Genomic DNA, 20,284 nt, shown 5'->3' with positions numbered 1-20,284 from the left:
GGAGCCGGCCGCTCCCACGACCAAGGAAGCGGGGCCCGCGCGCACGCGTGAGCCGGGCCGGCGGACGGGTGTTGGCGCCGGCCGGGCTGAGCGTGGGGAAGGCCGACCGGCGCGAGTGCGGAAAAGGGGCGCCCCTCCGCACAAGGGGCGCCCCTTCTTCCACGCCTCGCGGCGCCCGGCCCCGTTCGGCCGGCGGTCCTACTTGGCGCGGTCGAAGTCGATCGCGCTGTACGCACGCAGCTTGCTCAGCCGGTGCTCCGACGTGATCTGGCGGACCGTCCCGGACTTCGACCGCATCACGATCGACTCGGTCGTCGCGGTCTCGGAGCGGTAGCGCACTCCGCGCAGCAGCTCGCCGTCCGTGATGCCGGTCGCGACGAAGAAGACGTTCTCGCCGGAGACCAGGTCGCTCGTGGTCAGGACGCGGTCGAGGTCGTGCCCGGCGTCGACCGCCCGCTGCCGCTCCTCGTCGTCCTTGGGCCACAGCTTGCCCTGGATGGTGCCGCCGAGGCACTTGACGGCGCAGGCCGAGATGATGCCCTCGGGGGTGCCGCCGATGCCGAGCAGCAGGTCGATGCCGGTGCCCTCGCGCAGCGCGAGGATGGAGCCCGCGACATCGCCGTCGGAGATCAGTTTGATGCGCGCGCCGGTCTCCCGGATCTCCTTGATGATCCCGTCGTGGCGCGGCCGGTCGAGGATGACGACGGTGACGTCCTCGGGTGTGACCCGCTTGGCCTTGGCGACGCGCCGGATGTTCACCGACACGGGCGCGTTGATGTCGACGAAGTCGGCGGCCTCCGGGCCGGTGACCAGCTTGTCCATGTAGAAGACCGCGGACGGGTCGAACATGGTGCCGCGGTCGGCGGCGGCGAGCACGGCGATCGCGTTCGTCATGCCCTTGGCGGTGAGCGTGGTTCCGTCGATCGGGTCGACGGCGATGTCGCACTCGGGGCCGGTCCCGTCGCCCACGCGCTCCCCGTTGTAGAGCATCGGGGCCTCGTCCTTCTCCCCCTCGCCGATGACGACGACGCCGTTCATCGAGACGGTGGAGACGAGGGTGCGCATGGCCCGGACGGCGGCGCCGTCGGCGCCGTTCTTGTCGCCGCGGCCGACCCAGCGGCCCGCGGCCATCGCGGCGGCCTCGGTGACGCGGACGAGTTCGAGGGCGAGGTTCCGGTCGGGGGCTTCCGACGGGACTTCGAGTTCGGAGGGCAGATGATGCTCGGTCATCGACACGCACCTTTCTGATACGACGACGGCCGGATGAGGGTGTTGTCCCGACTCTATCGCCAGGCTTACAAAATGAGCAGGGGGGCCCACGGATGAGCAGGCCAGGGCACCTGCGACGATAGGTCCGTGGCAGGTATGAAAGGCAAGCAGTCGGTCCGGGACATGATTCTTTCCCTGGGCCTCATCGGGCTCATGGCGGGCGTTATCTACATCTTCATCCCGCATGACGACTCCAAGCCCGATCTCCAGCGTGTCGACTACCGGGTCGAGCTGCTGACGGCTCGCCGCGCGGCGAGCTATCCCGTGGCGGCGCCCGAAGGGCTGCCCTCGGCGTGGAAGGCGACCTCGGTGCGCTACGACGGCAGCGAGTTCGACGCCTGGCATCTGGGCTTCCAGGCTCCCGACGGTCAGTACGTGGCGGTCGAGCAGTCCACTCAGCGGCCCGCCGTGTTCGTGGACACGGCGAGCCAGGGCGCACGGCAGACGAAGGCCACCGAGCGCATCGGCGACCGGACCTGGCGGCGTTACGAGGGCGATCACTACGACGCCCTCGTCCTGGAGGGCAAGGGCTCCACGACCGTGGTGACCGGCACGGGGTCGCTCGGCACGCTGGTGAAGATGGCGCAGGCCCTGAAGACGTCGTAGACCCCGCGACCGTCGATCCCGCGAGGTCGCGGAACCGAGGTCGCGGAACCGCGGTCGTGGAACCGTGGCCGTTGGTCCCGCACGCATATGAGAAGGGCCCCCGGCGATGGCGCCGGGGGCCCTTCTCATGCGTGTGCGGGGTCGAACAGTGGTACCGGTGGTACCGGTGGTACCGGTGGAGCCACTGGTCAGACGGTCGTGATGACCTGGTCGGCGTCCAGGCGCGGGCCGCGCGGGAACCAGGCGTCCTCGCCCGGCTTGCCGATGTTGACGATCATCAGCGGGGTGTGGTCGTCGTCCAGGAACTCCTTCTGGATGCCGGCGAGGTCGGCACCGGTCATCGGGCCCGCGGCGAGACCGGCGGCACGGACGCCGATGATGAAGTACGCGGCCTGGAGGGCGGCGTTCATCGCGGCGGCACCCTCGCGGACCGGGCGCTCGGAGAAGAAGAGGTCCTTGGCGGCGGGGAAGTGGGGGAGCAGCGTCGGCAGCTCCTCGTGGAACTCGTTGTCCGCGGCGAGGATCGCGACCAGCGGGGCGGCGGCGGTCTTCGCCCGGTTGCCCTCGGCGAGGTGCCCCACCAGGCGCTCACGGGCCTCGGGGGAGCGGACCAGGGTGATGCGCAGCGGCGACTGGTTGAAGGCGGTCGGGCCGTACTTGACCAGGTCGTAGATCGCCTGCACCTGCTCGTCGGTCACCGGCTCGTCGGTGAACGTGTTCGCGGTGCGGGCCTCGCGGAACAGCAGGTCCTGAGCGGTGGGGTCGAGGACGAGAGACATGAAGAACCTTCTCGGTGCGTGCGGTGGGTCCCGGGGGATCTGTTGGCGAGTACGACAGTACGACGAAGAGGTTTAAAGTTCAACCAAAACCGGGGTGTCGTGATCCGCTTCACAGATGAAGGGATCGAAAAGGTCGCCTCACCGCGCGGCCGGCCATCGCGCAGCCCTCACCGCGCAGTCGCCTCGCATCGGAGCCGCCCCGCTTCACGACGGAGGCCCGCCCCCACCGGAGCCGGCCGCGGCGGCTGCAGGCCGTCAACCGGAGTGGCCCGTCACTCGGAACCGGAGCCGGTGTCCTCTTCCTGGGACTCCTCCTCGGCCAGGGCCGCGTCCAGACGGGCCCGCGCGCCCTCCAGCCAGCGCCGGCACACCTTGGCCAGCTCCTCGCCCCGCTCCCACAGCGCCAGGGACTCCTCCAGGGTCGTACCGCCCGCCTCCAGACGGCGTACGACGTCGATCAGCTCGTCCCGTGCCTGCTCGTAGCCGAGCGCCTCGTCCACCTTGCTGGTCATGCGGCCACCCTATGCATCGACTCGGACAGTGAATTCACCCTCGGCCACCCGCGCCCGCAGCGTCTCGTCCGCCGCGACCCCGGCCGCGTCCCGGACCACGGAGCCGTCGCCCTTCTGCAGCACCGCGTACCCCCGCTGGAGGGTCGCCGCGGGGGAGAGGGCCACCACGCGCGCGTGGGTGTGCGTCAGCTCCGAGTCCGCGCGGTCCAGGAGGTGCCCGAGCGTGCGCCGGCCCCGGTCGAGCAGGGCGGCGACCTGGTCCGCCCGCTCGTCGATCATCCGGTGCGGATCCTCCATCGAGGGCCGGGCCAGGGTGTGCGCGAGGCCGCGCTCCTCGCGGTCGAGGAACGACTGGACGCAGCGCCGCGCGCGGTCCCGCAGGAACCGCACCCGCTCGTACTCCTCGCCGACGTCCGGCACGACCTTCTTGGCGGCGTCGGTCGGGGTGGACGCCCGCAGGTCGGCCACATGGTCGAGAAGCGGATTGTCGGGCTCGTGCCCGATGGCCGACACCACGGGCGTACGGCAGGCCGCGACCGCCCGGACGAGCTGCTCGTCGGAGAACGGCAGCAGGTCCTCCACGCTGCCGCCACCGCGCGCCACGACGATCACGTCGACCTCGTCGAGCGCGTCCAGCTCCTTCACCGCCCGCACGACCTGCGTTACGGCGTGAACGCCCTGCACGGCGACGTTGCGCACCTCGAAGCGGACGGCGGGCCAGCGGTGCCGCGCGTTCTCCAGCACGTCCCGTTCGGCCGCGGACGCGCGCCCGCACACCAGCCCGATGAGCTGCGGCAGGAACGGCAGCGCCTTCTTGCGGTCGGCCGCGAACAGCCCCTCGGCCGCCAGGGACTTCTTGAGCTGTTCGAGGCGGGCGAGGAGCTCGCCCACGCCCACCGGTTTGATCTCGACGGCGCGCAGGGACAGCTGCCCGCGCGGCGCGTACCACTCCGGCTTCGCGTGGACCACCACCCGGGCGCCCTCGCTCACCACGTCGGCGACCGCGTCGAAGACCTGCCGGTAGCAGGTCACGCCCACCGAGATGTCGTGCGACGGGTCGCGCAGCGTCAGGAAGACGACGCCCGCGCCCGGTCGCCGCGACAGCTGGGTGATCTGCCCCTCGACCCACACCGCGCCGAGCCGGTCGATCCATCCCCCGATGAGCCGTGACACCTCGCCGACGGGCAGCGGAGCGTCCGCGGACGTGTTGAGAGCCATGGGCCCGAGCGTAGTGGCCACCACCGACAAGGCCGCGCGCCCGCCGCGGGCCGGAGCCCCGGGGCTCTCCGAGGAGGCGATCCTCGACCCGCCTGGCGCGGCCTTACGATGGTGGGCATGACTGCTTCGCCTGGCCGCCGTGTCCTGCTCGCCGCCCCCCGTGGCTACTGCGCGGGCGTGGACCGCGCCGTGATCGCCGTCGAGAAGGCCCTTGAGCAGTACGGGGCCCCGATCTATGTCCGTCACGAGATCGTGCACAACAAGTACGTCGTGCAGACCCTGGAGAAGAAGGGCGCGATCTTCGTCGAGCGGACGGCGGAGGTCCCCGAGGGGTCCATCGTCATGTTCTCGGCGCACGGCGTGTCCCCCGTCGTCCACGACGAGGCCGCCGCCGGCAAGCTCGCCACCATCGACGCGACGTGCCCGCTGGTCACCAAGGTCCACAAGGAAGCCGTCCGCTTCGCGGGCGAGGACTTCGACATCCTCCTCATCGGGCACGAGGGCCACGAGGAGGTCATCGGCACCTCCGGAGAGGCACCTGACCACATCACCCTGGTCGACGGCCCCGGGGATGTCGCCAAGGTCGAGGTCCGCGACCCCTCCAGGGTCGTCTGGCTCTCCCAGACCACCCTCTCGGTCGACGAGACCATGGAGACGGTCGACGCCCTCAAGGAGAAGTTCCCGCTGCTCATCTCCCCGCCGAGCGACGACATCTGCTACGCCACGCAGAACCGCCAGCTCGCCGTGAAGCAGATGGGCGCGGAGGCCGAGCTGGTCATCGTGGTCGGGTCGCGCAACTCCTCCAACTCCGTGCGGCTGGTCGAGGTGGCCAAGCTCGCCGGCTCCCGCGCCGCGTACCTCGTGGACTTCGCCGACGAGATCGACGAGTCGTGGCTGGAGGGCGTGAGCACGGTCGGCGTCACCTCCGGCGCCTCCGTCCCCGAGATCCTCGTCGAGCAGGTCCTGGAGTTCCTGTCCGAGCGAGGCTTCGAGGACGTGGAGATCGTCAAGGCCGCCGAGGAGTCCATCACCTTCTCGCTCCCCAAGGAGCTGCGCCGCGATCTGCGCGCCGAGGCGGCCGCGCTGGTGGCGGAGCGCACCGGTGGTACGCCCGGGAAGTGACGGTCAGGCGTACGACGTAACGTGGGTCCATGAAGATCTTTGGTGTGGACATCGGCGGATCCGGGATCAAGGGTGCCCCTGTGGACCTTGATCGCGGGGACCTGGCGGAGGAGCGCTTCAAGCTGCTCACTCCGCAACCTGCGACGCCCGACGCGGTGGCCGACGGTGTGAAGGACGTCATCAGCCACTTCGGCTGGACCGGCCCGGTGGGCATCACCTTCCCGGGCGTGGTGACCGGCGGTTCCACCATCCGTACGGCGGCCAACGTCGACAAGGCCTGGATCGACACCGACGCGCGCGCGTTGCTCGGCGACCGGCTGGGCGGCCTGCCCGTGACCGTGCTGAACGACGCGGACGCGGCCGGCGTCGCCGAGATGGAGTTCGGCGCCGGGAAGGGCCGCCGGGGCACGGTCATCCTGCTCACCTTCGGCACCGGCATCGGCAGCGCCCTGTTCATCGACGGCGAACTGGTCCCGAACACCGAGCTGGGGCACCTGGAGCTGAACGGCCACGACGCGGAGACGCGCGCGTCCACCAAGGCCAAGGACGACAACGAGCTGACCTGGGAACACTGGGCGCGCCGGGTCACCAAGTACCTCGCCCATGTCGAGATGCTCTTCTCCCCGGAACTCTTCATCATCGGCGGCGGCGTCAGCCGCAAGGCCGACAAGTTCCTGCCGCTGATCGAGGGCATCAAGGCGGAGATCGTCCCGGCGCAGCTCCAGAACAACGCGGGGATCGTGGGCGCCGCGATGCGAGCGGCGCAGCTCGCCCAGTAGCGGGCGGCAGCGGTCACGCCGCCGCCCGCGAGACCGCGGCCGGCGGTGGTACGAGGGTCAGCGGGCCTGCCTGGCGGGCGGCAGGCCGCGCGCCGCCGCCCGCCGCTGGGCGGCCCGGCGGTTCATCAGGCGGACCCTGCGGACGGTCACGACGAGGACCGCGGCCAGCGTTCCGCCGTACAGCCAGCCCGCCTGGAGGGCGAGGCCGGTGACCAGGCCCATGAAGTGGCCGCCCACGCCGCCTCCGCTGTCGTCGGTGATCGACAGCAGCCCGAGGGTGAAGGCGATCGGTACGACCACGGGGGCGGCCATCAGATCGCCGGGCCGCACCCACAGCGCGGTCAGCACGCACACCGGCAGGAACAGCACCCCGTAGACGGTCGGGGACCCGCCGAACAGCAGGTGGTCGAGGCAGGCGAGCGTGAACATCGACGCGCCGCAGAACAGCCCGCCGCCGAGCCCGGTCAGCCGGGGACGCGAGGTGCGGCGCGTCCCCGGGACGCCCGCGGGTACCGGCCGCCGCGCCACCTGGGCGTCCCGTCGGACACCGCCGCCCGCGGCCCGCCCGGCCTGTGCCGGAACGGGTGCGCCGCGTCGCGGTCTGTACTGAGGGGGACGCGTCCTGTGTTGCTCCACTGGACCAACTTAGGTCGTTTTATGTGTGGAATGGCTCATCGGACACGCCGGAGACCGGCCGAAGGCGAGGCCGTGGAAAGAGCTTGGCCATGCGTTCGATACCTCGCGGGTCCGGGCCGGGTCACGCCGTAGACTGGTGGATCGGCCCGCTCTCCTGGAGGGCCTTTCGCCCATCCTCTCGTACGGGAAGTCGCAACGTGTCGCTCACGATCGGAATCGTCGGTCTGCCCAATGTCGGCAAGTCGACCATGTTCAACGCCCTGACCAAGAACGACGTGCTCGCGGCCAACTACCCGTTCGCCACGATCGAGCCGAACGTCGGCGTGGTCGGCGTCCCCGACGCCCGCCTCACCAAACTGGCCGAGATCTTCTCCTCGCAGAAGATCCTCCCGGCGACCGTCGACTTCGTCGACATCGCGGGCATCGTGAAGGGCGCATCCGAGGGCGAGGGCCTGGGCAACAAGTTCCTCGCGAACATCCGTGAGTCGGACGCGATCTGCCAGGTCATCCGTGCCTTCAAGGACGAGAACGTCGTGCACGTCGACGGCAAGGTCTCGCCCAAGGACGACATCGAGACGATCAACACCGAGCTGATCCTCGCCGACCTCCAGACGATCGAGAAGGTCCTGCCGCGCCTCCAGCGGGAGTCGCGCATCAAGAAGGACATCGGCCCGAAGGTCGCGGCGGTCGAGGCGGCCCAGGCGATCCTGGAGCGGGGCGACACCCTCTTCTCCGCGGGCATCGTCCAGGGCTCCGGCAACGAGGAACTGCTGCACGACCTGCACCTGCTCACCACCAAGCCGTTCCTGTACGTCTTCAACGTCGATGAGGACGAGCTGGTCGACGACGCCTTCAAGGCCGAGCAGAGCGCCCTGGTCGCCCCCGCCGAGGCGATCTTCCTCAACGCCAAGCTGGAGGCGGACCTCGCCGAGCTCGACGAGGAGGACGCGAAGGAACTCCTGGAGTCGGTCGGCGTCGAGGAGCCCGGCATGGCGACCCTGGCCCGCGTCGGCTTCAACACCCTCGGCCTGCAGACCTACCTGACGGCAGGCCCCAAGGAATCCCGCGCCTGGACGATCAAGAAGGGCGCGACCGCCCCCGAGGCCGCCGGTGTCATCCACACCGACTTCCAGAAGGGCTTCATCAAGGCCGAGGTCATCTCCTTCGCCGACCTGGTCGAGACGGGCTCGGTCGCCGAGGCCCGCGCCAAGGGCAAGGCCCGCATGGAGGGCAAGGAGTACGTCATGCAGGACGGGGACGTGGTGGAGTTCCGCTTCAACGTGTAGGGCGATTTCCCTTGATCACTGAGAACGCTGGTCAAGGCGCATAACACCAGGTCAGAGGCCAGATCTTCGGATCTGGCCTCTACTCGTTCAGCCCCGTTGCAACCCGTTGTTGCGCGTTCCCGTGGTGACTGGGTGGTGACTCATGGGGCGTGCCTCGATCGCTCTGACCAGGCATTTCTTTCGATGGCTGTCGAGGCGTGGGATGGGGCGTCCTCCTCGGTGTCAGCGCACCTTCGAAGCCCCCGAGCATTGTTACTGAAAGTCACGATGTTGGACGTTTGTCGTAACGTCCTGTAAGTTCACCGCGCAAAACAAGACCCCCCAGGGACGCCAATCCCTGAGGGGCAACAGCAGGCCCGGTTACAGCCGGGCGCTACTACACACCTGAAGGGTTCAGCTTCAGATGCGCCGCCATGCTATCCCCAAGCACGACCGCGAGTTCTTGATCATCGCGAACCGTGCGATCCAAGACCCGCGTATCAGCCACACGGCGCGCGGCATTCTCGCCCTGGTCCTGTCGCTGCCCGACGGACACCGGACGAACGTCCGCACCCTCTCCGACGACTACCCACAGGGCCGGTCGGCCGTGGCGAAGGCCGTCGAGGAGCTGCGCAAGCTCGGGTACTGGGTGACCAAGACCGGTCGTGACAGTGAGACGAACCGAATCGTCTCCACCGTCGACGTGTACGAGCTGCCGAGCCTGGCCACCGTCCCGGTTCCCACCCGTCCGGTCACCACTCCTGTGGCCACCCGGAACACGGGCACGTCCCCTAACGGGGAAAAGGACGTAGTAAAGGACGGGAAGAAGAACAACCCTCCCAACCCTCCCGTCGAGCCGCAGACGGCGCCTGAAGCGCCGAGGGAGGGCTCTAGCGAGCAGAAGACCGAGAACGGCCCGCAGGCCGTCGAGGCGGCCCGCATCCTGCGCCGCTTCGCTGCCATCGACAGCCGCTTGAAGCTCAACGACCGACAGGTGAAGAAGCTCATACCCCAGGTTGCTGACTGGCTAGACCGTGGTGCCACCATCGGCGCCATCACCGACGCCGTGACTCAGGGTCTGCCCGCGAAGGTCTACTCGGCTGGCCACCTGATCTCGGATCGTCTCGACCGCAAGCGGCCCGAACGCAAGCGGCAGTGGAAGGCGTACGCCGAGTGCCCTTGCGGCAACCTCCTGCCCGCTGGTCAGGACTCGGGCATCTGCGCCGAGTGCGCCCTAGGTACGGGCTCGACGGTCTTCGAAATCGACTGCACCACGGGCGAAATCACCGACCACGGCGACTTCCCCGAGATGCCGAACGTTGCCGCTCGCGCGTCCGAGCTGCGCGCCCTCATGCGCGCCTGAGCCTCAACCGCCGAAGACTCTGGAGACAGCCATGCCTAGTCGCGTACTTTCCGTCCGCAAGACGGCCGCCGTCGAGGCGGCCCTAGCCGAGATCCTGGAACTATCCACGGCCGAGACCGCGACCGAGGTTGTTCACCGGGCGTTGGACTTGTACCGGACGTGGTTGCGTACGTCGCCCGGTACAACCGTTGCGGTTACTGGTCACACACGTCGTCGTACGTGACATCGCACGACGAACCCACCCCGCTCGATGGAGCGTTTACACGCTGTCCGTCGGGCGGGGATGTCATCCCAGGTAGGGCGTCGAGCGGTCTTCGAGGAAGTGCCCGATCCTGAGTCGCTGCGTGTGGTGCATGTCCAAGCTGTTCAATTCCTCCGAGGCAACCCATCGAAGCTCCGTCGACTCATCCGAGATCGTCAGGTCGCCGCCGAGGACGCGAGCCCGGAAGCACACGTTGAACTGTCGACGCACCTCCCCATCGCTGTACGCGATGACGTGCCGGGGGTCGGTGTAGGTGCCGACCAGGCCCGTGACCTCGACGTCGAGCCCGGTCTCTTCCTTGACCTCTCGTACGGCCGTGCCGGGAAGGCTGTCGGTCATCTCCATACCGCCACCGGGCAATGCCCACTTCCCCGAGTCGGAGCGGCGTTGAAGCAGGATGCGCCCCTGGCCGTCCGTGACGACCGCTGACGCTGCCACGACCAGACTGTTCGGCTCCGGGGCCGCAGGATCGTCGTAGAACTCCGTACGGGCCATCTAGGAAGCCTCCACAGCTTGGGCCGTCTCCCAGACGGCATCGAAGCTCTCTTCATAGCCGGTGAACATGCGGCCGCCCTCGACCTGTCGCAGGTGCCACACCGGGGCCGCGTACGCGTTCACGCCCCACAGATGACCGTTGACCAACATCTGATCATCGACCCGGTACAAGCTGTTGTAGAGCGTCGTTCCGTGCGTCCGAAGCTCGATGCCGGGAACGTCGACCAACGGTCGGTAGTGCATCAAGGCCAGACGACACCGTGACTCGATGCCGTGGCCGTACCGCTCTTCAAGCCCCCGAGCCTTCACGTTCAGGCTGTCCGCGTCCCCCAGGGCGATACGCACCGAGCAACCCGCACCGGCTTTCTCCCGCAGTAGGTCATTGAGCCGCGGGTACGCCTCATGCAAGAACACTGCCGCGTAGACGAGCACGTCGACGCGCTCGCGCGCCGACGACAACAGGTCGACGAACACGGACACGGGCAGGTCTGCCCGTTGCTCGTACAGGGCCACTAGCTCAGGACTCACAGCCCGTGCGGAACGGGCCTGGCGAAGTGCCGGCCAGAGTGCGTGTATGTCCTCGCCCAGGGCTTCAGCGGCCTTCACGGCGGTTGCCCGACGCGGGACTCTGCCTAGGTTCACCCATCGCTCAACTGACTTGGGATCTATGCCCACTTCGGTTGCGAGACTGGCGTGAGTCCACCCTCCCGCCGCCATGGTGGTGCGTAACCGTTCGTTGCCCGCCATGCGGTCGCATCCTCCCCGAGGTGGCCCAGCTCCTCTTGGGACGTTCTACACCCCGTGGGACGTCCCGAAGTGGGAAACGTACGAGGTTCCTACGTCCGGGCGACCAGGCCGAGCATGGGGCTTCTGAGAGGGAGCATCGGAGAGGCCGGGGAAATGGCTAGCCAAACGACAGATACAACGGACGCGAAGCAGTGGGAGTACTCCACATACGCCCCCAGGGGCGAGACGTGCCCCGCGTGCCTGAAGCCGATCAAGCCCCTTGAACGCGTACGGCGGGGATGCCTCGAAAGGCAGTCCGGGGCGCCTGTTGTCGTTTACCGGCACGTCGAGTGCCGGAAGGGGTGACCCGACGATGCTGTGTAGCCCTGCCCCCATAATGCCCATCACCATGACCGAGGCATGGCGGCGTAGGCAGCAAGAGAAGGCTTCCGAGTCCGAAGCTCAGGAAGAGCAAGAGGAAGAACTCCGGCACGCCAGGGACGGCGAATCTCCTCTCGCCTAGCGGGTCGGTCTGGCTCCACCAGTGCGCCGACGCTGGTGGAGCCTCAACATGCTTGTGCCGGCCAAGTCACAACGCAGAAAAGACCCTCTCGCCGAAGCAAGAGGGTCTGTCTACATGAATCAGGTAGCCGAAGCCTTGATGACCTGGAGTGCCGAGGGCGCGTCAACCGCGAGACCGGCCACTCGGTAAGTAGCGCGGAACGCGGTCAGATCCTTGTCGAATCCGAAGTCTTCCGAAACGGCAACCCGCACATCGGAACGCACACCGATGTGAAGACGGGTCGGGTCAGCGACGATCACCGTCTTAGCGGGCAGATTCGCCGAAACATAGATCGGGAGACCGAGGCCCTTCTCGGTCACTCGGTCGGTAACCTGCCCGGCAAGGTAGCCGCCGTTGCTGCCGTTCTCGCGTTCCTTGCGGAGCGCCTTACCCATGTCAGGCGAAGCCCAGATAACCGCCGGGACCGCACCCGCCGCTTCGATATCCGAGAACGCATCGATGATGTGGTCCCACTTAACGACGGTGTTGCCCACGGAGAGGTTCACGGCCGTGCCCATGCCAGCCTTCGTCAGACCGGCGAGAGAAGCCGTTCCCGTCCCCTGGAACGCGTCCTTGTCGACCTGCGTCGCAATGTTGCGGATCATCACGCCACTGATCAGATTCCGCATCTCAAAGGCAGCATCATCGAGCACTTCGTTACTTGCTCGGTACAGGTCTGCGTACTTGATCGGAGGGAAGGACAGGCCAGCGAAGGTCGCGGTTCCCTCGGGAATGGCCGCACCCTCGGCGACAACGCCCGGAGTGGTCGAGCTAGTCAGGTTCGGCAGCGTGAACACGCCACCCTCGAACCGGTGAACGTTGATGCCCGGAACGCGAAGGAAGACACTCGCAGCCCGCAGGTGCTCAACATAGGTGTCGGCAGTCTTCGCGGGAACCGCGTACCCGCCAGAGCCAGGAGAGCCCGTATTCAGCAGAGTTCGGAACTCGTTTCCGCTCGGCAGGATCGAGCGCCAGGCGCTCGACTCATCGGGGAATCCGGAACCTCCGTTCGGCACAACAACAGTGCCGGCCTTCTCGACCAGGGCGCGAATCTCGGCCTCTCGGTCAACCGTCGCCCGGTCCTCGCGCGCATCAACGGCGCGCATCTCCATGTACTTCAGCGTTTCGGCGATGGAGTCGCGAGTCTCGGCCGCAGACGGACCGTTCTCGCCGTTCACGGCGGCCAGGATCTCGGTACGCGCCATGCGCTCTTCAGCCGGAATGGAGTTGATAACGGCCGCCACTTCGCGGGCCGTCAGGCCGCGATCCTCGGATTCGGCAGCATCAAAAATCTTACGAAGCTCAGGCTTCAATTCTTCTCCTACGTCGGGGCCAGGTGGTCACCGGGCATGAAAAAGGGCCGCTCCGGCGAATGCCGTGCGACCCAATTGGTTTGGTTATTAGTTACTGACGTTCAGTTCGGAAATCCGTACTGCATCCTTCTCAGTTCGGCTCGCTGCTCATAGGCGAGCCGCTGCCGAGTGCGCTTCGCCGCATCGCGGCATGTTGCGCCGCAGAATTTAGGTGGAGCCCCCGGACCGAGATCACGGGTGAAGACTTCAGCGCATTGCCAGCAAGTCAAATCAACAGTCATTACTTCCTTTCTGAGGAAAGGCCACGATTATGCGAGGGCATGAGAAAGGGCGCGACCCCTTGGCAGATGAAAGCCAAGAAGCCGCGCCCTACTCGGACCCGGAACCAGCATTTGAAGGAGTGACCATCCCTCGGCCCCGAACGCCTCACGGCGTGCGGGAGTCGCAGCAACCCCCCGAAGAGGTTCCTGCATTGGTTATAGACCGGTTAGAAACCGGGTTACGTCACTTCCAGCATTCTCCGCTACGCATTGTTGCGAGTCGTTACAGGTTCCCACGAACTCGGGCTAACCCCCGCGCGCTCACGCGAAGGGAAGGCGGCGGGTGCAGGGAAGGATCCCATTGGAGTTTCAGAATCCCCTTCCCCGCTTGTCGGTCGGGGCAGGGTGCGAAAGTGCCCGGAGGAACGCACAATGGCCGGAGAAGAGTTCTCCGGCCCCTACAGACAGACTCTTTCGCCTCGGCTACGCGGAGACTCCCTGAGCCTGATCCCACTCGACTACATCCCAGGTGTCGACGCGGAGCACGCTCACGCTCCATCCGGCGTGCGCGAACGCGGCGAGCACAATCCGGATAGCAACGCCGCTCACGTTCCGGAGCGAAGGAACCTGAACCGTCATGGTGAACTCGGTACGCCCGTCCCAGAAGCGGCCCGTGGCCGCGTACTCCAGTAGGTCACCAGTCACCGTGTCCAGCGCGTCACGCGCGCTATCCTCGGCCAGGTTGCGACCGTCATGGGCCACTCGCACGATGGCCTGATATTTCGGCACCGTTTAAACCCCCTATACCTTCTAGAAGCAGAGAAGGGGCGCGTGAGCGGCCCCTTCAAGCCTTCGAGCATACAGCTACTAATGACGCTTCAGAACGGCGCCTAGGCCGTTCTGTTGCCTCGGCCGTCGGTGCCGGCCTACCTATCTAGCCTCGGCTTGTAAGCGAAGCGAGCGAACAGAAAGCCTCGGCTGATTGAGAGCCGAGGCTATGAAAGCTACATTCATTCAATGGCGCCTCGGGGTGCCTTGGAGTGCTTCTCTACTGAACTACTCAGAACCGCCCTGGCTCGACCGCCAGGGCGCTGTATTGCTACTGCCGTTGCCTCTGGCCTTGATCGGCCAGGGCATAGATACGAGCGAAGCGAGTAGCTAACGGGCCCCGGACAGGGGCCCTTACTTAGGCCATAAGTTCTTCAGCCATCGGCCTTGATCGGCCATGGCCTGAGAGTGAGCGGAGCGAGCGAGCAGCTAGAGGCATCCGCCCTCACAGGCGGTGCCTTACTAAGGCCATAAGTTCGTGGGTCCCTTCAGGCCGCCTCGGCGAACCAGTCCTCGTCATCGATCCACCTGAACCGCTCCGCGGCCTGGTCGCCAGGTAGTAGGCGGAACGTCGTCTTCGCTCCGCGCTTGCTGCCGACCGTCTCGACGTCGAGCCACCCAGCGTCGACCAGGGTCCTTACGCCGCGTTCCGTGTAGCGGCGAAGGTTGCCGGCCCGGTCCCGGATGCCGACAGCATCGGCGAGCGAACGCCAGGGAATGGTCACCTCGGAATCGTCTCCACACAGGCGGGCTATCTGTCGAGCCACGGCCTGGCCGCTGCGCGGCACACAGTGGATCGTGTCGCCATACCAAAGCGCGGCCTGTCCGGTCGGGGGGATCGTTTCGGCCGCGAGAGCGAACCCGCGCTTCCGAAGCTTCACCCTACGCACCTCGATAGCCTCGGCGTACTGGAAAAGAATGGTCATCGATCAGTTTCTCTTTCGGTTTGGGCACAAAAAAAGCCCCGGCAATTGCCGGGGCGATTGTTGTTGTGCTGCGGGTTAATCCTTTGCTATGGATGCTAGGAACGCGCTGGCACGGGAACACTCGTCCGCGACAGCCTCAACCTCATGAGCCGTCTCGGGAAGAAGCCTCACGTACTTGGGTTCCTGATATCCGCCCGCTCCATCAGCGAGGAAATATCGGAAAGCTCGAACTTCCATAGACCCGTCATAGTAGATAGCGACTATCGCGGCCTTCACGCCGTACTCGTTCCTGTCCTCAAGAGAAAGGAGGACGGATCGATAGTCACCGCTCATCTCAGGCCAGAGATAGAAGTGCCCGAACTCGGCCGTGTGCGGGTCGAACGGGGGGAGCGTCTTAGCCTTGTCGACCAGATCGGGCCTCTTGTTCATCTACTGATCCTTACGTCTATTTCGTCGGGGCCGAAGCGCCTCGGCCGTTCACTGGGATCAGTTCTATGTCGGCAAGGGTGGCGGAATCAACGATGCGTTGCGGCATAACATCAACCCCCTGGCGGATGCAAGGACGAGCGTTTAAACGATGCGAGCGTGAGCGTTGCGGGTGGCGTTTGCATCCGCCACCCATTGGGACGCAAACTTCAGCGCACAGGCCGATAGCAACAGAACACGTCGAGTAGAGGGAGATGGAAGCATGTCCGCTGGCGGTTCGAACCGTCTTATGGCTCCGGAAGAGCTGGCCGATTACCTTGCCATATCTAAGCGTTCTCTTCTGGGATGTTATCGAGAGTGGGGCATTCCGGCGCATCGTGTCGGTCGGCACTTGAGGTTTCGCGTCCGGGATGTTGAGCATTGGCTAGGGCAACACAGAACCGAGTGACAAAGCGGGTTGTGTCGACTGTGGCGCCTGGTGTAGTTATTCGATGCAGCGAAGGAATCTTCCTTCGCTGTTCGTCGGCAGAGGGGACCACGGACCGTGGCGAGCATTTTCCAGAAGTGCAAGACCGATACGCAAAGCAGAGATTTCCCGTGCGAGAAGACGCGGTGCGGTCACTCCTGGACTGTTTCATATCGAGAGCCTGGAGGTAGACAGGGAAGGAAGCGGGAACGCTCGTTCAAGCTCAAGCGTGAGGCCGAGATATTCGCGGCCAAGACGGAAAGTGACAAGAATCAGGGCGTCTACGTGGACCCGGACCGAGGGAAGGTCCCTGTCCGTGTCTGGGCTGAGGAATGGCTCTCTCGACACATCGTTCACGAATCTACGCGCCGGAACTATCAAGGGTTCATTACCAACCACCTGGTGCCGAACCTTGGGCGAAAGACGATAGCTGGCCTCACGTCTGCGGACGTCAAGACGCTTCAGGCCGAGATGGTGAAGGGTGGCCTTGCGGCCGCCACGGTCAACGACCGCATGAACGTCCTCCGCTCCATGACGTCGGCAGCCGTGAAAGAACGACGTATCCCGTTCAACCCCTGCGATGACGTGCCCCCGCTCAAGACTGGGACGGTCGCAGTGGACCAGGACGAGATTCCGACCCTGGCTGAGGTGAACGCTCTGGCAGATGCAATCTCGCCTCAGTACCGGCTCACCATTTGGTTGATGGCCGGTGCCGGCCTCCGGATCAGTGAGGCCCTGGGCTTCTCCAGAGACTGTCAGCGTGAAGGCTTTCTGCGGCTGCGTCGCCAGGTCAGCGCCAAGGCCAACCGCGGAGACTGCGTGACCCGACTGGTGCCCCTGAAGCACCGCACCGCCGAGGAGTACAGGGACGTGCCCACGGCCCCCTTCCTGGAAGAGGAGATTGACGCTCACCTGGAGCGGTGGGGGACGGTCGAGGTGGACGGCTTGGAAGTGCTCTTCTCGCCCCGCGAGCGGGGCAAGGGCACCATGCCCACGGCGTCGACCTACGGCTACCACTTCAAGAAGGCGTGCAAGGAGGCTGGCCTGGTGGACGGCCGGGGCGAGGCACGGTTCACCCCGCACTCACTGCGGCACTTCTTTGCCTCGACCGCTCTGGCGAACGGCGTCAGCCTTCTGGAGGTCTCCCGGTGGCTCGGGCACAGGTCCATCAACGTCACGGCGAACACGTACGGTCACATCGTCCCCGAGGCTTGGGACCGATGCCGGGACGTGATCCAGAGTGCGCTTCGTCCTACTTCGCCGGTATCCCTGGCGCCAGCCGCCTGAGCGGCGATTCAGCGAACGGTGGTGACTGGGTGGTGACTTGGGGCCCCAAGAGGAGGCAGAGCCCTTGGGAACACTGGGCAGCATGGCCCTCGTTGAAAGTTCCGCTTCAACGTCTGATTGGACGTGGACAAACGGCCTGACCTGCGAGAAAGCAGGTCAGGCCGTTGTGTAGTCCGCAGCTGTCCGCAGAACCTGGAGCAGCTACGTGTCGTAGACCTTGGAGCGGTGTCCGACGTGTACGACCCACACCACCAGCTCCCCGTTGTCGATCGTGTAGACGACACGGTAGTCGCCGACCCGAAGGCGGCGGCGCTCAGGCTGGGATACGAGTGGTGTGGTGTTGAAGCCGAAGGGATCGCTCTCCAGCTCTGTCAGTTTGGCCAGGATGCGAAGCGCCATGTCACGCGGGACCTTGCGCAGCTCGGCCTGGGCCTCGGGCCGGAACACCGTGCGGTAGTCACTCACTGCGTGCCAGCGTCTCCCTCATCACGTCCTCGATCGTGACGCCGACGGCCGGGCTCGCCATGCGCTCGTCGATGATGCGGTTGATCTCGCGCTCCTCCCACTCCTGGTACTTGCGCAGCACGTCGATCGAGACCACGGCGGCGACCTGCTTGCCGCGACGGGTGATGACAGTGGGCACGTCGTCACGGTCGGCCCGTTCGACGACTTCGGCCAAGTGAGCGCGTACGTCGCGGATGGACTCTATGGGCAGCGGCTGAGTCATGCTTCAAGGGTACCGAGTGTGCCATGTGTACACAATGTCGGCGGGCCCCGGCCGGTGCCGGGGGCAGCGGTGGCAGTATGCGGGGACATAGCGAGAGCGGCCGGGACCTCGACTACGTCGAGGCTGCGGGTTTCGCCAGGTACAGCCTCGTAACCACAGATCCAGAATGCGAGCCACCGTTACCGCCGGCTGGCGTCCAGGCGCTGGAGGACCTCCTGGGCACGGACCGGCGACAGTTCATCGCCCGGTACTGACGTCAAGCGGTGGCTTCGCTATGCAGGGCCGCTCGGAAACAGAGGCTCGTAAGGCAGGTAATCGTCGTCCGGCACGCGCGGCACGTAGTCCGGGGCCGTCCGTGCAGCCACCGCCAGCAGGCGAGCGGCAGCCTCCTCCTCGGAGATGGAGGCAAGCCCGAGGGCGTGCAGAAGGCGGTCGCGCTCGGCGTCGAAGTCCGGGTGGTCGGCCCGAAGGTCCGAGCCGAGCTCGCTGATCGCGAAGCCCTTCGCCAGGTCGCGCCAACAGGGCAGCACCACGATGAAAGTGATGGCCTCGACGAGGTCGGCGCCGATCAGTGTGGCTTGGCCCTCCGAGTCGGCGTACAGGACGGGCCTCTCCTCGGCCCCGGCTTCCCCGCACAGGAAGTACGTGCCGCCGGCGCCGCAGCCGGCTATCGGGTGTAGGGGGATACCGGTGGGAAGGGCAAGGTCCTCAATGGGGTCCCGGCGTTCGACGTCGAAATCTCCAGGCCAGGCGAGCGCGGCAGCAAGGGAAGGCTCCTGCTCGATCCGAAGGAGTAGATCGTCTGGTGCGGTCATGGGTGGAACCTAAGCCCTGAGGGCATGCGCCCGGGGGCAATCGGGCGCTGACATAACTGAAGGGTCAGCTTCAGCTATGCGCGTCCATCGTACGCGGCAGGCTTCTGCCTACGTGCAAGTCTCTGACGCCATCGCCCGGCATGGCTCCCTGAGCCTCGAAGCGGTCGGCCTCCTGGTTCGCCTCCTCTCCCTCCCTGATGGTTCAGGCGCAACGGTCGAGAGGATCACGGATCTCGTCCCCGATGGGCGGCGCTCCGTTTCCGCCGCCATGAACGAGTTGGTCCCCAGGAGCCTGCCGAGGAAGCGGCACAGGAGCCGTCTGGGGACTCGGAGGAGAGTGCCTTCCTCGACAAGATCACTCAGCAGATGGCCCGTGAGGCCCGCAGCATCCTTGAGCGGCTGCCCGAGCGTCTGTTCCTCAGCGATAGGGAGATCTCCCGCCTGGCCCCGAGCGTGGTGTCGTGGCTGCGTGAGGACATGCGTTTGAGATGTGAACAAGGAGAGGGGTCCTCGTGAAGACGGGGCCCGGCACGAGGTGGCAAATGAATGACCCCGGACGCTTTGTCCGGGGTCGGTGGGATATGGAACTGCCCCCGGCTTCGACTTGGGGGCGTTTCTTTGTTTCAGCAGTCCTTCAGATCAGGAGTCCTTCAGATCCGTGGACTCTCGAACCAGGTCCTTCAACTGCTCTTCCGCCTCTTCGGCTCTCACCTCACGAGCCTTCTGCGCACTTCGGACACGGGTGGTCACGGCGACAACTCCACTAACGACCAACCCACCGCCTACAGCCCCCACTGCGGCACCCTTCGCGAATCCCGCTGAGGCACCCTTGTCGAACGCGGCCTTCTTGATGAGGTCGAGGAGGGCGTCAACGCCGCCCGCCTTCTTTGCCGCAGTTGAAAATGCCTCATACGCGCCGAGATTTCCCATCTCGCCCCCCATCTGGACTCGTTCTCAGCCGTTGGCCTTGTGGTACGCCTCGCGGATGGTTGCGGGGACGCGGCCGCGGTCGTTGACGTCGTAACCGTTCTCCCGGGCCCATGCCCGGATAGCGACGGTGTCTTCACCGTTGGTCTTGGCGGGGCCGCCTCGCCCACGGGCACCGCCAGAAGCCTTCCCGCTCAGTTTGCGGCCCGCCTCGACGTACGGGGCGAGGAGTTTCCTCAGCTTCGCCGCGTTCTTGTCGTTCAGGTCGATCTCGAAGGTCTTGCCGTCGAGCCCGAACGTCATCGTCTCGTCGGCGTCTCCGCCGGTGAGGTCGTCGGTGAGGATTACAACTGTCTGCTGAGCCATATTTAGATTCTGCCTCCTTCGTCCGCGGGAAGTGTATGAAATCACAAAGGAGAGGCGCCCGACACTTCATCGAACACCGGTACGTACTGCTGTGCCATAAGATGCGAGAGCGGCCCTGGGCACTTTGACTACCCCAGGGCCGTGCTGCTTACTCAGAACCTCGTCAGGACCCCGTCGACATACCCGAGGGGTATGGCGTCGGTGTGTGGGTCCAGTCCCTCGGGGTCGTCATGCCGGTAGTGGAAGAACTGGCCCCGCTCGTTCTCGGCGAGAACCATCGGCTCAGCACCGCACGCGCGGCACTTGAAGAACGCGAACTCCGCCATGCTGGCGGAAGGACTCACGTCGA

General features: G+C 66.0%; 24 protein-coding genes. 7 read left to right on the top strand and 17 right to left on the bottom strand.

Annotated elements, in window-relative coordinates:
- Positions 1-198: 198 nt before the first annotated feature.
- Positions 199-1,230 (bottom strand): class II fructose-bisphosphatase, encoded by a 1,032-nt coding sequence (gene glpX, locus ACFYW8_RS15220; protein ID WP_365877981.1) that lies wholly within the window; start codon positions 1,228-1,230, stop codon positions 199-201.
- A 126-nt stretch (positions 1,231-1,356) separates the two neighbouring features.
- Here glpX and ACFYW8_RS15215 point away from each other — a divergent pair, with 126 nt between their 5' ends.
- Positions 1,357-1,875: a DUF4245 domain-containing protein gene (locus ACFYW8_RS15215; protein WP_365877983.1), complete on the top strand. Its 519-nt coding sequence runs from the start codon at positions 1,357-1,359 to the stop codon at positions 1,873-1,875.
- Between the two features lie 188 nt (positions 1,876-2,063).
- Here ACFYW8_RS15215 and ACFYW8_RS15210 read toward each other — a convergent pair whose 3' ends face one another.
- The 3 genes from ACFYW8_RS15210 to xseA all read right to left on the bottom strand — a co-directional run bounded on the left by ACFYW8_RS15210 (position 2,064) and on the right by xseA (position 4,384).
- A complete protein-coding gene (locus ACFYW8_RS15210) occupies positions 2,064-2,654 on the bottom strand; it encodes a malonic semialdehyde reductase (protein ID WP_365877985.1) in 591 nt (196 codons plus the stop codon).
- Positions 2,655-2,926: 272 nt separating this feature from the next.
- The gene (locus ACFYW8_RS15205) at positions 2,927-3,166 is read right to left on the bottom strand and encodes an exodeoxyribonuclease VII small subunit (RefSeq protein WP_365877987.1); all 240 of its coding nucleotides are present in this window, start codon (positions 3,164-3,166) and stop codon (positions 2,927-2,929) included.
- A 9-nt stretch (positions 3,167-3,175) separates the two neighbouring features.
- A complete protein-coding gene (gene xseA / locus ACFYW8_RS15200) occupies positions 3,176-4,384 on the bottom strand; it encodes an exodeoxyribonuclease VII large subunit (protein WP_365877989.1) in 1,209 nt (402 codons plus the stop codon).
- A gap of 108 nt (positions 4,385-4,492) precedes the next feature.
- Between xseA and ACFYW8_RS15195 the strand changes: the two genes are divergently transcribed.
- Entirely contained in the window at positions 4,493-5,506 is a 1,014-nt protein-coding gene (locus ACFYW8_RS15195) for a 4-hydroxy-3-methylbut-2-enyl diphosphate reductase (protein WP_365877991.1), read from the top strand.
- A 29-nt stretch (positions 5,507-5,535) separates the two neighbouring features.
- On the top strand, positions 5,536-6,285 hold the full coding sequence (gene ppgK, locus ACFYW8_RS15190) for a polyphosphate--glucose phosphotransferase (RefSeq protein WP_389073528.1): 750 nt from the start codon (positions 5,536-5,538) through the stop codon (positions 6,283-6,285).
- A 57-nt stretch (positions 6,286-6,342) separates the two neighbouring features.
- On the opposite strand, the gene ACFYW8_RS15185 is transcribed toward ppgK, so the two are convergent.
- On the bottom strand, positions 6,343-6,813 hold the full coding sequence (locus tag ACFYW8_RS15185) for a DUF6542 domain-containing protein (protein ID WP_389073524.1): 471 nt from the start codon (positions 6,811-6,813) through the stop codon (positions 6,343-6,345).
- A 305-nt stretch (positions 6,814-7,118) separates the two neighbouring features.
- On the opposite strand from ACFYW8_RS15185, the gene ychF reads away from it, so the two are divergent.
- Both ychF and ACFYW8_RS15175 read left to right on the top strand, forming a co-directional pair.
- On the top strand, positions 7,119-8,207 hold the full coding sequence (gene ychF, locus ACFYW8_RS15180) for a redox-regulated ATPase YchF (protein WP_365877997.1): 1,089 nt from the start codon (positions 7,119-7,121) through the stop codon (positions 8,205-8,207).
- 403 nt (positions 8,208-8,610) lie between these two features.
- Complete coding sequence (locus ACFYW8_RS15175) at positions 8,611-9,549, top strand: hypothetical protein (RefSeq protein ID WP_389073517.1); 939 nt, start codon at positions 8,611-8,613, stop codon at positions 9,547-9,549.
- 286 nt (positions 9,550-9,835) lie between these two features.
- On the opposite strand, the gene ACFYW8_RS15170 is transcribed toward ACFYW8_RS15175, so the two are convergent.
- The 6 genes from ACFYW8_RS15170 to ACFYW8_RS15145 form a co-directional block, all read right to left on the bottom strand.
- Positions 9,836-10,306, bottom strand: coding sequence for an NUDIX hydrolase (locus ACFYW8_RS15170; RefSeq protein WP_389073512.1), 471 nt, complete (start codon positions 10,304-10,306; stop codon positions 9,836-9,838).
- Positions 10,307-11,023 carry a helix-turn-helix domain-containing protein gene (locus ACFYW8_RS15165; RefSeq protein ID WP_389074010.1) on the bottom strand — a complete coding sequence of 239 codons (717 nt, stop codon included), beginning with the start codon at positions 11,021-11,023 and terminating at the stop codon, positions 10,307-10,309.
- 651 nt (positions 11,024-11,674) lie between these two features.
- Positions 11,675-12,907: a phage major capsid protein gene (locus ACFYW8_RS15160; protein WP_389073507.1), complete on the bottom strand. Its 1,233-nt coding sequence runs from the start codon at positions 12,905-12,907 to the stop codon at positions 11,675-11,677.
- A 743-nt stretch (positions 12,908-13,650) separates the two neighbouring features.
- Positions 13,651-13,956, bottom strand: coding sequence for a hypothetical protein (locus ACFYW8_RS15155; RefSeq protein WP_389073502.1), 306 nt, complete (start codon positions 13,954-13,956; stop codon positions 13,651-13,653).
- Positions 13,957-14,483: 527 nt separating this feature from the next.
- Positions 14,484-14,720 carry a hypothetical protein gene (locus ACFYW8_RS15150; protein ID WP_389073497.1) on the bottom strand — a complete coding sequence of 79 codons (237 nt, stop codon included), beginning with the start codon at positions 14,718-14,720 and terminating at the stop codon, positions 14,484-14,486.
- Positions 14,721-14,996: 276 nt separating this feature from the next.
- The gene (locus ACFYW8_RS15145) at positions 14,997-15,350 is read right to left on the bottom strand and encodes a hypothetical protein (RefSeq protein WP_389073493.1); all 354 of its coding nucleotides are present in this window, start codon (positions 15,348-15,350) and stop codon (positions 14,997-14,999) included.
- A gap of 259 nt (positions 15,351-15,609) precedes the next feature.
- Here ACFYW8_RS15145 and ACFYW8_RS15140 point away from each other — a divergent pair, with 259 nt between their 5' ends.
- Together ACFYW8_RS15140 and ACFYW8_RS15135 are read left to right on the top strand one after the other, a co-directional pair.
- Positions 15,610-15,795: a helix-turn-helix domain-containing protein gene (locus ACFYW8_RS15140; RefSeq protein ID WP_389073488.1), complete on the top strand. Its 186-nt coding sequence runs from the start codon at positions 15,610-15,612 to the stop codon at positions 15,793-15,795.
- Positions 15,796-15,891: 96 nt separating this feature from the next.
- Positions 15,892-17,100 carry a tyrosine-type recombinase/integrase gene (locus ACFYW8_RS15135; protein WP_389073484.1) on the top strand — a complete coding sequence of 403 codons (1,209 nt, stop codon included), beginning with the start codon at positions 15,892-15,894 and terminating at the stop codon, positions 17,098-17,100.
- Positions 17,101-17,301: 201 nt separating this feature from the next.
- On the opposite strand, the gene ACFYW8_RS15130 is transcribed toward ACFYW8_RS15135, so the two are convergent.
- From ACFYW8_RS15130 to ACFYW8_RS15105, 6 genes are all read right to left on the bottom strand, one after another.
- Positions 17,302-17,565 (bottom strand): type II toxin-antitoxin system RelE/ParE family toxin, encoded by a 264-nt coding sequence (locus ACFYW8_RS15130; protein WP_356781123.1) that lies wholly within the window; start codon positions 17,563-17,565, stop codon positions 17,302-17,304.
- Positions 17,558-17,827, bottom strand: a complete 270-nt coding sequence (locus ACFYW8_RS15125; protein WP_389073479.1) for a type II toxin-antitoxin system Phd/YefM family antitoxin — start codon at positions 17,825-17,827, stop codon at positions 17,558-17,560. Before ACFYW8_RS15125 ends, ACFYW8_RS15130 begins: the two co-directional genes overlap by 8 nt.
- A 272-nt stretch (positions 17,828-18,099) precedes the next feature.
- Positions 18,100-18,642: a hypothetical protein gene (locus tag ACFYW8_RS15120; protein WP_101400446.1), complete on the bottom strand. Its 543-nt coding sequence runs from the start codon at positions 18,640-18,642 to the stop codon at positions 18,100-18,102.
- Positions 18,643-19,281: 639 nt separating this feature from the next.
- The gene (locus ACFYW8_RS15115; RefSeq protein WP_389073472.1) at positions 19,282-19,572 is read right to left on the bottom strand and encodes a hypothetical protein; all 291 of its coding nucleotides are present in this window, start codon (positions 19,570-19,572) and stop codon (positions 19,282-19,284) included.
- Between the two features lie 24 nt (positions 19,573-19,596).
- Entirely contained in the window at positions 19,597-19,935 is a 339-nt protein-coding gene (locus ACFYW8_RS15110; RefSeq protein ID WP_389073467.1) for an Lsr2 family protein, read from the bottom strand.
- Positions 19,936-20,087: 152 nt separating this feature from the next.
- Positions 20,088-20,279: a hypothetical protein gene (locus ACFYW8_RS15105; RefSeq protein WP_389073463.1), complete on the bottom strand. Its 192-nt coding sequence runs from the start codon at positions 20,277-20,279 to the stop codon at positions 20,088-20,090.
- Positions 20,280-20,284 lie beyond the last annotated feature (5 nt).

Source organism: Streptomyces sp. NPDC002742 (assembly GCF_042888885.1).
GTDB lineage: Bacteria > Actinomycetota > Actinomycetes > Streptomycetales > Streptomycetaceae > Streptomyces.
This window is presented reverse-complemented; position numbering and strand designations above follow the sequence as displayed.

What these genes read in the sequence shown, in the direction of transcription:
- ACFYW8_RS15210 (WP_365877985.1), bottom strand. Translation starts at nt 2,654, where the DNA reads ATGTCTCTCGTCCTCGACCCCACCGCTCAGGACCTGCTGTTCCGCGAG.
- ppgK (WP_389073528.1), top strand. Translation starts at nt 5,536, where the DNA reads ATGAAGATCTTTGGTGTGGACATCGGCGGATCCGGGATCAAGGGTGCC.
- ACFYW8_RS15120 (WP_101400446.1), bottom strand. Translation starts at nt 18,642, where the DNA reads ATGACCGCACCAGACGATCTACTCCTTCGGATCGAGCAGGAGCCTTCC.
- ACFYW8_RS15145 (WP_389073493.1), bottom strand. Translation starts at nt 15,350, where the DNA reads ATGAACAAGAGGCCCGATCTGGTCGACAAGGCTAAGACGCTCCCCCCG.
- ACFYW8_RS15170 (WP_389073512.1), bottom strand. Translation starts at nt 10,306, where the DNA reads ATGGCCCGTACGGAGTTCTACGACGATCCTGCGGCCCCGGAGCCGAAC.
- ACFYW8_RS15125 (WP_389073479.1), bottom strand. Translation starts at nt 17,827, where the DNA reads ATGACTCAGCCGCTGCCCATAGAGTCCATCCGCGACGTACGCGCTCAC.
- glpX (WP_365877981.1), bottom strand. Translation starts at nt 1,230, where the DNA reads ATGACCGAGCATCATCTGCCCTCCGAACTCGAAGTCCCGTCGGAAGCC.
- ACFYW8_RS15165 (WP_389074010.1), bottom strand. Translation starts at nt 11,023, where the DNA reads ATGGCGGCGGGAGGGTGGACTCACGCCAGTCTCGCAACCGAAGTGGGC.
- ACFYW8_RS15205 (WP_365877987.1), bottom strand. Translation starts at nt 3,166, where the DNA reads ATGACCAGCAAGGTGGACGAGGCGCTCGGCTACGAGCAGGCACGGGAC.
- ACFYW8_RS15175 (WP_389073517.1), top strand. Translation starts at nt 8,611, where the DNA reads ATGCGCCGCCATGCTATCCCCAAGCACGACCGCGAGTTCTTGATCATC.
- ACFYW8_RS15110 (WP_389073467.1), bottom strand. Translation starts at nt 19,935, where the DNA reads ATGGCTCAGCAGACAGTTGTAATCCTCACCGACGACCTCACCGGCGGA.
- ACFYW8_RS15115 (WP_389073472.1), bottom strand. Translation starts at nt 19,572, where the DNA reads ATGGGAAATCTCGGCGCGTATGAGGCATTTTCAACTGCGGCAAAGAAG.
- ACFYW8_RS15140 (WP_389073488.1), top strand. Translation starts at nt 15,610, where the DNA reads ATGTCCGCTGGCGGTTCGAACCGTCTTATGGCTCCGGAAGAGCTGGCC.
- xseA (WP_365877989.1), bottom strand. Translation starts at nt 4,384, where the DNA reads ATGGCTCTCAACACGTCCGCGGACGCTCCGCTGCCCGTCGGCGAGGTG.
- ACFYW8_RS15195 (WP_365877991.1), top strand. Translation starts at nt 4,493, where the DNA reads ATGGTGGGCATGACTGCTTCGCCTGGCCGCCGTGTCCTGCTCGCCGCC.